This is a genomic window from Aquabacterium sp. NJ1, assembly GCF_000768065.1.
GTDB lineage: Bacteria > Pseudomonadota > Gammaproteobacteria > Burkholderiales > Burkholderiaceae_C > Aquabacterium.
Map to the genome: position 1 here is coordinate 3020001 of NZ_JRKM01000001.1, position 12334 is coordinate 3032334.

General features: G+C 55.2%; 5 protein-coding genes, 2 tRNA genes and 5 rRNA genes (1 of these 12 running past the window's edge). All 12 read left to right on the forward strand.

The annotated features are described in order from the left end of the window. Positions 1-2369 (forward strand): 23S ribosomal RNA (locus JY96_RS12955) (it extends 511 nt beyond the left edge of the window). A 207-nt stretch (positions 2370-2576) separates the two neighbouring features. Continuing rightward, positions 2577-2689 (forward strand): 5S ribosomal RNA (rrf, locus tag JY96_RS12960). Positions 2690-3111: 422 nt separating this feature from the next. Further along, positions 3112-4642 (forward strand): 16S ribosomal RNA (locus JY96_RS12965). A gap of 129 nt (positions 4643-4771) precedes the next feature. Next, positions 4772-4848, forward strand: a tRNA-Ile gene (locus JY96_RS12970). A gap of 56 nt (positions 4849-4904) precedes the next feature. Further along, positions 4905-4980, forward strand: a tRNA-Ala gene (locus JY96_RS12975). 309 nt (positions 4981-5289) lie between these two features. Further along, a 23S ribosomal RNA gene (locus tag JY96_RS12980) occupies positions 5290-8169 on the forward strand. Between the two features lie 207 nt (positions 8170-8376). Beyond that, positions 8377-8489: ribosomal RNA gene (rrf, locus tag JY96_RS12985) — 5S ribosomal RNA — on the forward strand. Together the 16S, 23S and 5S rRNA genes with 2 tRNA genes alongside form the textbook arrangement of a ribosomal RNA operon. 221 nt (positions 8490-8710) lie before the next feature. After that, a complete protein-coding gene (locus tag JY96_RS12990) occupies positions 8711-9163 on the forward strand; it encodes a DUF494 family protein (RefSeq protein WP_035038019.1) in 453 nt (150 codons plus the stop codon). Positions 9164-9420: 257 nt separating this feature from the next. Beyond that, on the forward strand, positions 9421-9768 hold the full coding sequence (locus JY96_RS22295) for a hypothetical protein (RefSeq protein WP_235333916.1): 348 nt from the start codon (positions 9421-9423) through the stop codon (positions 9766-9768). A gap of 54 nt (positions 9769-9822) precedes the next feature. Continuing rightward, positions 9823-10635 (forward strand): AzlC family ABC transporter permease, encoded by an 813-nt coding sequence (locus JY96_RS13000; protein WP_081961235.1) that lies wholly within the window; start codon positions 9823-9825, stop codon positions 10633-10635. Continuing rightward, positions 10628-10957, forward strand: coding sequence for an AzlD domain-containing protein (locus JY96_RS13005; RefSeq protein ID WP_035038020.1), 330 nt, complete (start codon positions 10628-10630; stop codon positions 10955-10957). Before JY96_RS13000 ends, JY96_RS13005 begins: the two co-directional genes overlap by 8 nt. A 108-nt stretch (positions 10958-11065) precedes the next feature. Continuing rightward, entirely contained in the window at positions 11066-12259 is a 1194-nt protein-coding gene (locus JY96_RS13010) for a phosphoglycerate kinase (protein ID WP_035038022.1), read from the forward strand. The last annotated feature ends 75 nt before the right edge of the window (positions 12260-12334 follow it).

The window sequence follows — 12334 nt, forward strand, 5'->3', positions numbered from 1 at the left end:
CCGCATGCATACAAAAAGTCGGAGCCTGGAAACGGGTGACGGCGTACCTTTTGTATAATGGGTCAGCGACTTACATTCAGTGGCAAGCTTAACCGAATAGGGAAGGCGAAGGGAAACCGAGTCCGAACAGGGCGTCTAGTCGCTGGGTGTAGACCCGAAACCAAGTGATCTATCCATGGCCAGGATGAAGGTGCGGTAACACGCACTGGAGGTCCGAACCGACTAGTGTTGCAAAACTAGCGGATGAGCTGTGGATAGGGGTGAAAGGCTAAACAAACTTGGAAATAGCTGGTTCTCTCCGAAAACTATTTAGGTAGTGCCTCAAGTATTACCATCGGGGGTAGAGCACTGTTTAGGCTAGGGGGTCATGGCGACTTACCAAACCTATGCAAACTCCGAATACCGATGAGTACAGCTTGGGAGACAGAGCACCGGGTGCTAACGTCCGGACTCAAGAGGGAAACAACCCAGACCGCCAGCTAAGGTCCCTAAAATTGGCTAAGTGGGAAACGAAGTGGGAAGGCTAAAACAGTCAGGATGTTGGCTTAGAAGCAGCCATCATTTAAAGAAAGCGTAATAGCTCACTGATCGAGTCGTCCTGCGCGGAAGATGTAACGGGGCTAAGCCAGTTACCGAAGCTGCGGATTCACAGTTTACTGTGAGTGGTAGGAGAGCGTTCTGTAAGCCTGAGAAGGTGTCTTGAGAAGGATGCTGGAGGTATCAGAAGTGCGAATGCTGACATGAGTAGCGTTAAAGGGGGTGAAAAGCCCCCTCGCCGAAAGCGCAAGGTTTCCTACGCAACGTTCATCGGCGTAGGGTGAGTCGGCCCCTAAGGCGAGGCAGAGATGCGTAGCTGATGGGAAACAGGTTAATATTCCTGTACCGATCTATAGTGCGATGTGGGGACGGAGAAGGTTAGCTCAGCCAACTGTTGGATATGTTGGTTCAAGCCTGTAGTCGTGCCTGGTAGGCAAATCCGCCGGGCTTAGATGAGGGGTGATAACGAGGCTGCTTGCAGCCGAAGTGAGTGATACCCTGCTTCCAGGAAAAGCCACTAAGCTTCAGCTATAGACGACCGTACCGCAAACCGACACTGGTGCGCGAGATGAGTATTCTAAGGCGCTTGAGAGAACTCTGGAGAAGGAACTCGGCAAATTGACACCGTAACTTCGGAAGAAGGTGTGCCTTTAGTAGGTGAACCATTTACTTGGGGAGCCCAATGAGGTCGCAGAGAATCGGTGGCTGCAACTGTTTAATAAAAACACAGCACTCTGCAAAGACGAAAGTCGACGTATAGGGTGTGACGCCTGCCCGGTGCTGGAAGATTAATTGATGGGGTGCAAGCTCTTGATCGAAGTCCCAGTAAACGGCGGCCGTAACTATAACGGTCCTAAGGTAGCGAAATTCCTTGTCGGGTAAGTTCCGACCTGCACGAATGGCGTAATGATGGCCACACTGTCTCCTCCAGAGACTCAGCGAAGTTGAAATGTTTGTGATGATGCAATCTCCCCGCGGAAAGACGGAAAGACCCCATGAACCTTTACTGTAGCTTTACATTGGACTTTGAACAGATCTGTGTAGGATAGGTGGGAGGCTTTGAAGCATGAACGCTAGTTTGTGTGGAGCCGACGTTGAAATACCACCCTGGTGTGTTTGAGGTTCTAACCTTGGCCCGTTATCCGGGTTGGGGACAGTGTATGGTGGGCAGTTTGACTGGGGCGGTCTCCTCCCAAAGTGTAACGGAGGAGTTCGAAGGTACGCTAGGCACGGTCGGAAATCGTGCTGATAGTGCATAGGCATAAGCGTGCTTGACTGCGAGACTGACAAGTCGAGCAGGTAGGAAACTAGGACTAAGTGATCCGGTGGTTCTGTATGGAAGGGCCATCGCTCAACGGATAAAAGGTACTCTGGGGATAACAGGCTGATACCGCCCAAGAGTTCATATCGACGGCGGTGTTTGGCACCTCGATGTCGGCTCATCTCATCCTGGGGCTGTAGCCGGTCCCAAGGGTATGGCTGTTCGCCATTTAAAGAGGTACGTGAGCTGGGTTTAAAACGTCGTGAGACAGTTTGGTCCCTATCTTCCGTGGGCGCTGCAAGATTGAGAGAGCCTGCTCCTAGTACGAGAGGACCGGAGTGGACACACCTCTGGTGTATCGGTTGTCACGCCAGTGGCATTGCCGAGTAGCTAAGTGTGGAAGAGATAACCGCTGAAAGCATCTAAGCGGGAAACTCGTCTCAAGATGAGTCTTGCCGGGGCCTTGAGCCCCCTGAAGGGTCGTTGTAGACCACGACGTTGATAGGTTGGGTGTGGAAGCGCAGTAATGCGTTAAGCTAACCAATACTAATTGCCCGTGCGGCTTGACCCTATAACTTTGATGGATCTGTGCTGGAAAACTGAGCAATCAGTACCAGACGGTTCGGACTGTTTGAATACCAATACGTTATATCGATGGATCCCCAAACTCTGGGTGATTCTCTGTGACGCGCAATCAAGATACGCTGTCAAAAGCGCTGATAATCGACTCTTCGAATTGACTGCGCCAGGCCCTGCCTGGCACAGGTAACGTTTTAAGCCTGATGACCATAGCGAGTTGGTCCCACTCCTTCCCATCCCGAACAGGACAGTGAAACGACTCAGCGCCGATGATAGTGCGGATGCCCGTGTGAAAGTAGGACATCGTCAGGCTACCTATAGCGATCAAAGCCCCTGCGAAAGCAGGGGCTTTGTCTTCTCTAGGGTGTGACAGGCGAACGCCGGATTGTGAGATCCTGGTGCGCGCTTGCTTCTCCTGTGAGGCTCCAGCGCTTTGGGCGAACTTGGTAGATCAAGCATGATCGCCAGTGTTGGCAGCAAGGCGAAGCAAAAAAAGTTGCGCTGGTGCTTGACAAGATAAGCAAAAGCGAGTGATAATCTCGCTTCTGTGCTGATGACGCATCAGCAACGTTCTTTAAAAATTAACAGCCGATAAGCGTGGGTGTTTGGAGTAGATCAGCAGGTCTTAGGACTTGTCTTGAGACCAAACACTCATGGATAGATGAAGAAATGAAATTCACTTGTAGTGAAGTTCACTTCAATTCCGTTTAGTGAGTGAGTTTTAAACAGAGATTGAACTGAAGAGTTTGATCCTGGCTCAGATTGAACGCTGGCGGCATGCCTTACACATGCAAGTCGAACGGCAGCGCGGGAGCAATCCTGGCGGCGAGTGGCGAACGGGTGAGTAATATATCGGAACGTGCCCAGTAGTGGGGGATAGCCCGGCGAAAGCCGGATTAATACCGCATACGACCTGAGGGTGAAAGCGGGGGATCGCAAGACCTCGCGCTATTGGAGCGGCCGATATCAGATTAGCTAGTTGGTGGGGTAAAGGCCTACCAAGGCAACGATCTGTAGTTGGTCTGAGAGGACGACCAGCCACACTGGGACTGAGACACGGCCCAGACTCCTACGGGAGGCAGCAGTGGGGAATTTTGGACAATGGGCGCAAGCCTGATCCAGCAATGCCGCGTGCAGGAAGAAGGCCTTCGGGTTGTAAACTGCTTTTGTCAGGGAAGAAATCTTCTGGGCTAATACCCCGGGAGGATGACGGTACCTGAAGAATAAGCACCGGCTAACTACGTGCCAGCAGCCGCGGTAATACGTAGGGTGCGAGCGTTAATCGGAATTACTGGGCGTAAAGCGTGCGCAGGCGGCTTTGCAAGACAGAGGTGAAATCCCCGGGCTCAACCTGGGAACTGCCTTTGTGACTGCAAGGCTAGAGTACGGCAGAGGGGGATGGAATTCCGCGTGTAGCAGTGAAATGCGTAGATATGCGGAGGAACACCGATGGCGAAGGCAATCCCCTGGGCCTGTACTGACGCTCATGCACGAAAGCGTGGGGAGCAAACAGGATTAGATACCCTGGTAGTCCACGCCCTAAACGATGTCAACTGGTTGTTGGACGGCTTGCTGTTCAGTAACGAAGCTAACGCGTGAAGTTGACCGCCTGGGGAGTACGGCCGCAAGGTTGAAACTCAAAGGAATTGACGGGGACCCGCACAAGCGGTGGATGATGTGGTTTAATTCGATGCAACGCGAAAAACCTTACCTACCCTTGACATGTCAAGAATTCTGCAGAGATGTGGAAGTGCTCGAAAGAGAACTTGAACACAGGTGCTGCATGGCCGTCGTCAGCTCGTGTCGTGAGATGTTGGGTTAAGTCCCGCAACGAGCGCAACCCTTGTCATTAGTTGCTACGAAAGGGCACTCTAATGAGACTGCCGGTGACAAACCGGAGGAAGGTGGGGATGACGTCAGGTCCTCATGGCCCTTATGGGTAGGGCTACACACGTCATACAATGGCCGGTACAGAGGGCTGCCAACCCGCGAGGGGGAGCCAATCCCAGAAAACCGGTCGTAGTCCGGATCGCAGTCTGCAACTCGACTGCGTGAAGTCGGAATCGCTAGTAATCGCGGATCAGCTTGCCGCGGTGAATACGTTCCCGGGTCTTGTACACACCGCCCGTCACACCATGGGAGCGGGTTCTGCCAGAAGTAGTTAGCCTAACCGCAAGGAGGGCGATTACCACGGCAGGGTTCGTGACTGGGGTGAAGTCGTAACAAGGTAGCCGTATCGGAAGGTGCGGCTGGATCACCTCCTTTCTGGAAAATGCTTGGTCATTACCGCAGCCTTCGGGTTGTGAGCAGATGCCAAGACATAAACAGTAGCTGATTGAATTCAAGCACCCACACTTATCGGCTGTTGATTGAGCAAGAAGAGTGAAGACAGTTGGGTCTGTAGCTCAGTCGGTTAGAGCACCGTCTTGATAAGGCGGGGGTCGTTGGTTCGAATCCAACCAGACCCACCAACTTACCCAAGATAGCGAATCTGATTGATGAAAGATCAGGCAAGCGATTCTCAAACGGGGGATTAGCTCAGCTGGGAGAGCACCTGCTTTGCAAGCAGGGGGTCGTCGGTTCGATCCCGTCATCCTCCACCACCCACTCTTTTTAGCAAGGTTTGAAAGCAAACCTTAAGGTCTGGCAGCGGCGCGCTGTTGGGATATTAAGGTTTGCAGTTGAACTGCAAATGCTCTTTAACAATTCGTAGAGTCGAAATAATCAGCATTGCTGGCGGAAAGTACTTCGATGTACACCGTGCCGTCAGCAATGATCTTGATTGCGTCAAAACAGACATTCATTGAAAGATATGAATGATCGGCATAACGCGAAGTCACATACTTAAACCGGTATGTGGCGCTCAAACAGTCCTTGACCGACGCTCTTAGCATTGGGCGTCAAAGTTATAGGGTCAAGTGACTAAGTGCATGTGGTGGATGCCTTGGCGATTACAGGCGATGAAGGACGTGATAGCCTGCGAAAAGCTTCGGGGAGCTGGCAAATTAGCTTTGATCCGGAGATATCCGAATGGGGAAACCCACCCGCAAGGGTATCGCATACTGAATACATAGGTATGCGAGGCGAACCGAGTGAACTGAAACATCTAAGTAGCTCGAGGAAAAGACATCAACCGAGATTCCGAAAGTAGTGGCGAGCGAAATCGGAAGAGCCTAGTCCTCTTTAGCATCGAACTTATCAAAACAGCTTGGAAACGCTGGCCATAGTGGGTGATAGCCCCGTATGAGAAAAGTTTGGTGTGGAACTGAGTGGACGATAAGTAGGGCGGGACACGAGAAATCCTGTCTGAAGATGGGGGGACCATCCTCCAAGGCTAAATACTCGTAATCGACCGATAGTGAACAAGTACCGTGAGGGAAAGGCGAAAAGAACCCCGGGAGGGGAGTGAAATAGATCCTGAAACCGCATGCATACAAAAAGTCGGAGCCTGGAAACGGGTGACGGCGTACCTTTTGTATAATGGGTCAGCGACTTACATTCAGTGGCAAGCTTAACCGAATAGGGAAGGCGAAGGGAAACCGAGTCCGAACAGGGCGTCTAGTCGCTGGGTGTAGACCCGAAACCAAGTGATCTATCCATGGCCAGGATGAAGGTGCGGTAACACGCACTGGAGGTCCGAACCGACTAGTGTTGCAAAACTAGCGGATGAGCTGTGGATAGGGGTGAAAGGCTAAACAAACTTGGAAATAGCTGGTTCTCTCCGAAAACTATTTAGGTAGTGCCTCAAGTATTACCATCGGGGGTAGAGCACTGTTTAGGCTAGGGGGTCATGGCGACTTACCAAACCTATGCAAACTCCGAATACCGATGAGTACAGCTTGGGAGACAGAGCACCGGGTGCTAACGTCCGGACTCAAGAGGGAAACAACCCAGACCGCCAGCTAAGGTCCCTAAAATTGGCTAAGTGGGAAACGAAGTGGGAAGGCTAAAACAGTCAGGATGTTGGCTTAGAAGCAGCCATCATTTAAAGAAAGCGTAATAGCTCACTGATCGAGTCGTCCTGCGCGGAAGATGTAACGGGGCTAAGCCAGTTACCGAAGCTGCGGATTCACAGTTTACTGTGAGTGGTAGGAGAGCGTTCTGTAAGCCTGAGAAGGTGTCTTGAGAAGGATGCTGGAGGTATCAGAAGTGCGAATGCTGACATGAGTAGCGTTAAAGGGGGTGAAAAGCCCCCTCGCCGAAAGCGCAAGGTTTCCTACGCAACGTTCATCGGCGTAGGGTGAGTCGGCCCCTAAGGCGAGGCAGAGATGCGTAGCTGATGGGAAACAGGTTAATATTCCTGTACCGATCTATAGTGCGATGTGGGGACGGAGAAGGTTAGCTCAGCCAACTGTTGGATATGTTGGTTCAAGCCTGTAGTCGTGCCTGGTAGGCAAATCCGCCGGGCTTAGATGAGGGGTGATAACGAGGCTGCTTGCAGCCGAAGTGAGTGATACCCTGCTTCCAGGAAAAGCCACTAAGCTTCAGCTATAGACGACCGTACCGCAAACCGACACTGGTGCGCGAGATGAGTATTCTAAGGCGCTTGAGAGAACTCTGGAGAAGGAACTCGGCAAATTGACACCGTAACTTCGGAAGAAGGTGTGCCTTTAGTAGGTGAACCATTTACTTGGGGAGCCCAATGAGGTCGCAGAGAATCGGTGGCTGCAACTGTTTAATAAAAACACAGCACTCTGCAAAGACGAAAGTCGACGTATAGGGTGTGACGCCTGCCCGGTGCTGGAAGATTAATTGATGGGGTGCAAGCTCTTGATCGAAGTCCCAGTAAACGGCGGCCGTAACTATAACGGTCCTAAGGTAGCGAAATTCCTTGTCGGGTAAGTTCCGACCTGCACGAATGGCGTAATGATGGCCACACTGTCTCCTCCAGAGACTCAGCGAAGTTGAAATGTTTGTGATGATGCAATCTCCCCGCGGAAAGACGGAAAGACCCCATGAACCTTTACTGTAGCTTTACATTGGACTTTGAACAGATCTGTGTAGGATAGGTGGGAGGCTTTGAAGCATGAACGCTAGTTTGTGTGGAGCCGACGTTGAAATACCACCCTGGTGTGTTTGAGGTTCTAACCTTGGCCCGTTATCCGGGTTGGGGACAGTGTATGGTGGGCAGTTTGACTGGGGCGGTCTCCTCCCAAAGTGTAACGGAGGAGTTCGAAGGTACGCTAGGCACGGTCGGAAATCGTGCTGATAGTGCATAGGCATAAGCGTGCTTGACTGCGAGACTGACAAGTCGAGCAGGTAGGAAACTAGGACTAAGTGATCCGGTGGTTCTGTATGGAAGGGCCATCGCTCAACGGATAAAAGGTACTCTGGGGATAACAGGCTGATACCGCCCAAGAGTTCATATCGACGGCGGTGTTTGGCACCTCGATGTCGGCTCATCTCATCCTGGGGCTGTAGCCGGTCCCAAGGGTATGGCTGTTCGCCATTTAAAGAGGTACGTGAGCTGGGTTTAAAACGTCGTGAGACAGTTTGGTCCCTATCTTCCGTGGGCGCTGCAAGATTGAGAGAGCCTGCTCCTAGTACGAGAGGACCGGAGTGGACACACCTCTGGTGTATCGGTTGTCACGCCAGTGGCATTGCCGAGTAGCTAAGTGTGGAAGAGATAACCGCTGAAAGCATCTAAGCGGGAAACTCGTCTCAAGATGAGTCTTGCCGGGGCCTTGAGCCCCCTGAAGGGTCGTTGTAGACCACGACGTTGATAGGTTGGGTGTGGAAGCGCAGTAATGCGTTAAGCTAACCAATACTAATTGCCCGTGCGGCTTGACCCTATAACTTTGATGGATCTGTGCTGGAAAACTGAGCAATCAGTACCAGACGGTTCGGACTGTTTGAATACCAATACGTTATATCGATGGATCCCCAAACTCTGGGTGATTCTCTGTGACGCGCAATCAAGATACGCTGTCAAAAGCGCTGATAATCGACTCTTCGAATTGACTGCGCCAGGCCCTGCCTGGCACAGGTAACGTTTTAAGCCTGATGACCATAGCGAGTTGGTCCCACTCCTTCCCATCCCGAACAGGACAGTGAAACGACTCAGCGCCGATGATAGTGCGGATGCCCGTGTGAAAGTAGGACATCGTCAGGCTACCTATAGCGATCAAAGCCCCTGCGAAAGCAGGGGCTTTTGTCGTTTCAGGACCGAGAAGATTGCCGCGCTCGAAGGGGCTTCTGTTTCTTCCGGCTTGTCATTGGTGGGTTTTCGGTTGTCGTTGGCGGTTTGAGTCCGGGGCCCCAGCCGCGGCGCTTGTGCACGGTCTGGGGGGCAATGCACATGCGTGTCCATTCGGCTTAAGTTATAGTGATTCCATGTTTGATGTACTGGTCTATCTCTACGAACATTACTGGCGTCCTGACGCTTGCCCAGAGTCGGATCTGCTGGTGCGCAAGCTCTCTGCCGTCGGTTTCGAGGAGGAAGAGATCAGCGAGGCGTTGGCGTGGTTGGACGGCTTGCAGACCGTGACTCACGATGCCGTCGTGGCGCCGTCTGACAGGGCCTCGCGGGTTTTCGCCGAGCAGGAACTGGAGCGATTGGGCCCGGAGGCTTTGGGCTTCCTTCAGTTTCTGGAGTCGGCGGGCGTGTTGACGCCATTGCTGCGCGAAGTGGTACTGGACCGTGTGGTGGCCGTGCCGAGAGGGCCGGTTGCATTGGATGATTTCAAGATTCTGGTGTTGCTTGTTTTCTGGAGCTTGGGCGAGGAACCCGATGCCTTGATCCTCGACGAGTTGTTCGTCGATGACGAAGACCGGCTGATCCACTGAGGCTTTGCGGCTTACTCCGGGAGGAGTGGCCCGCTTTTCAGGCTTTCAAGGTTCGCAAGAAAGTGCCGTAATCATGTGGGCGTGGGCGGATTCCCGCTGCGCTTTCATCTATTTCGGCCATGTTCCTCTCATTTTTCTCCATTGATTTGCCAGCCCTTCATGGGGCGCTGGATCATCGCCGTGTTGTGGGGCGGGGGCGCTTGGTGCGGGTTGCCGCCTGGGCGGCTTGTTTCGCAGCCTTGTCGGGGTGTGACCAGTTGGGTATCGAGACGCCACAAAAGGTGGTCGAGCATCAACAGGCTGAAGCCAAGGCGATTGGCAGTGCGTGCAGGCATGCCATGCGTGCCATTGAGGATTGCTACACCCTGAACCCGAAGGCAGAGAAGGCGTCGATCTTCGCGGGGTGGCGTGAGATGGATGAATACATGAGGGACAACAAGTTGGACGGTGTTGTGCCCGTGGTGCCTCGTCCCGCGCCGCAGGCGGCATCCAAGGCCTCTGCGCCAGCGAAGGATGATGAGGAAGACACCGCTGACAAGGCCGACTCGGGTGATAACGAGGTGGCCAGCAAGCCCTCAAAGCAAGGTAAATCCAAGTCCCATTGATGCGGGCCGACGCCCCTTGCGGCGCGAAGCGGTGAATACCGTGACAATGGCGGGATGAACGGTTCCCCGTCACAGTTGAGTTTGCTCGATCGTCGCTTGTGGCGGCATCCGCAGCGGGTGCAAGGCATGAAGGACATGGCCAGGGTGATGCCCGGGCTCATGGCCTGGGGCTTGGTGACCGGCGTCGCGATGACGAAATCAGGCTTGCCGCTGGGGATTGCTCTACTGATGAGCTTGTCGGTTTTTGCGGCCAGTGCCCAACTCTCGGCCGTGCCGCTGATGCTGGCGGGTGCGCCCATCTGGGTGGTGTGGCTGACCGCGCTATGTGTGAATCTCCGATTTGTGATCTTCAGCGCGCAGATGCGGGCGCACATGATGTGCCTGCCTTTGCGCTGGCGTCTGGCTGCGGGATACCTGACCGCCGATGTGACTTACGTGCTAGCGGTGCATCGATATGGTGGCAAGCCGCCGGCAAGCCGCGAGCACGTCGAGCCGATGGCTTACTTCCTGGGCCTGGCGCTGGTGAATTGGTCGGGCTGGAACATCGCTTCGCTGCTGGGGGTGCTGTGTGCGGCATGGGTGCCTACATCCTGGGGATTGGGTTTTGCGGGTACCTTGGCTTTGTTGGCCTTGCTGGTGACCTTGGCCAAGGACCGCAAGACCTTGTGGGCGGCGGGGCTGGCGGGCAGCGCGGCGGTGGGTGCTTATGCCCTGCCGTTCCGGCTTTACATCGTGGTGGCGGTGGCAGCTGCCGTGGCGGCGGGGTTGTTGATGGAGGAATGGGCCCAGCCCGCGGCGGGTGACTCGGCCGATGCCGTGCGTGGTGGGGCCGCGAAGCGGCCTCCAGGGAGTGCGGGCCATGAGTGAGTGGGCGATGACGGTAGCGGTGCTGGGCCTGATCGTGCTGTCGGTGGTGACCCGGTCTGCGTTCTTCCTGACTGAGCGGCCATGGCGTTTGCCCGGCTGGGCGGAGCGTGGGCTGAAATACGCGCCGCTGGCCGCCCTGGCGGCGGTGGTGGCGCCCGAGATTTTGTTGACGCAGGGGCATTTTGCGCCGACGTGGCAGGACGCGCGTTTTGTGGCGGCGCCGGTCGCTGCGGCGTGGGCGTGGTGGCGCAAGGACATGCTGACGACCATCGCCGTGGGCATGGCGGTGTACCTGGCACTCAAACTGGGCTGTGGTTGGTAGCAGGCCAGGGGCGGAAATCGGCCTTGGCCACCGAATCGGGGGGCGCAAGGCGCGCAGACCTTTCTACAATGTTGGACTTTCGTTTTCACAGCCGAAGCGGCAGCCAACATGAACATCCTCCGATTTGAAGACCTCGTGGCCCAGGGCAAAGCAGCGGGCCAGCGCGTGTTCATCCGCGCCGATCTGAACGTGCCGCAGGACGATGCGGGCAACATCACTGAAGACACCCGTATCCGTGCGTCGGTGCCGGCGATCGAGATGGCCTTGAAGGCCGGCGCCGCGGTGATGGTGACGTCGCACCTGGGCCGTCCGACAGAGGGCGAGTTCAAACCCGAGGATTCGCTGGCACCGGTGGCCAAGCGCCTGGGCGAGCTGATGGGCCGTGAGGTCAAGCTGGTGAGCAACTGGGTGGACGGCGTGAGCGTGAACCCTGGCGACGTGGTGTTGCTCGAGAACTGCCGCCTGAACAAGGGCGAGAAGAAGAACAACGAGGAACTGGCTCGCAAGATGGCCGCGCTGTGCGACATCTTTGTCAACGATGCGTTCGGCACGGCGCACCGCGCGGAAGGCACGACCTACGGTATTGCCCAGTTCGCGAAGATCGCCTGTGCCGGCCCGCTGCTGTCGGCTGAGATCGATGCGATCAGCAAGGCGCTGGAGGCGCCCAAGCGCCCGCTGCTGGCCATCGTGGCTGGCTCGAAGGTGTCGACCAAGCTGACCATTTTGCAATCGCTGGCCAAGAATGTGGATGGGCTGATCGTGGGGGGTGGTATTGCCAACACTTTCATGCTGGCTGCTGGTTTGAAGATCGGCAAGTCCTTGGCTGAGCCGGATCTGCTGGGTGAAGCGACGGCCGTGATCGAAGCCATGAAGGCGCGTGGCGCCGAGGTGCCGATTCCTGAGGACGTGGTGGTGGCCAAGACGTTTGCGGCGGATGCGCCGGCCACGATCAAGGCTGCAACGGATGTGGCCGATGACGACCTGATCCTGGACATCGGGCCCAAGACGGCGGCCAAACTGGCAACGCAGTTGAAGGCGGCTGGCACGATCGTGTGGAACGGCCCGATGGGGGTGTTCGAGTTCGATGCCTTCTCGAAGGGCACGGAGACGGTGGCGCGCGCGATTGCCGAGTCGGCTGCGTTCAGCATCGCCGGCGGTGGTGACACCTTGGCTGCGATCGCCAAGTACGGCATCGAGAAGGATGTGGGTTACATCTCGACCGGTGGCGGGGCCTTCCTGGAGGTGCTGGAAGGCAAGACGTTGCCGGCGTTCGAGATCCTGAGCAAGCGCGCTGCTGGCTGATAGGCAGGATCGCGGGGAACGCGCCTGGTTGCGCGGTGACTGTCGAGGCGCTGTTGCTACGCGATGAGGCTCGCT

Bases quoted from the DNA above. Each gene is read 5' to 3' on its own strand.
- JY96_RS13005 (WP_035038020.1), top strand. From the start codon at position 10,628: ATGAGTGAGTGGGCGATGACGGTAGCGGTGCTGGGCCTGATCGTGCTG.
- JY96_RS13010 (WP_035038022.1), top strand. From the start codon at position 11,066: ATGAACATCCTCCGATTTGAAGACCTCGTGGCCCAGGGCAAAGCAGCG.
- JY96_RS13000 (WP_081961235.1), top strand. From the start codon at position 9,823: ATGAACGGTTCCCCGTCACAGTTGAGTTTGCTCGATCGTCGCTTGTGG.
- JY96_RS12990 (WP_035038019.1), top strand. From the start codon at position 8,711: ATGTTTGATGTACTGGTCTATCTCTACGAACATTACTGGCGTCCTGAC.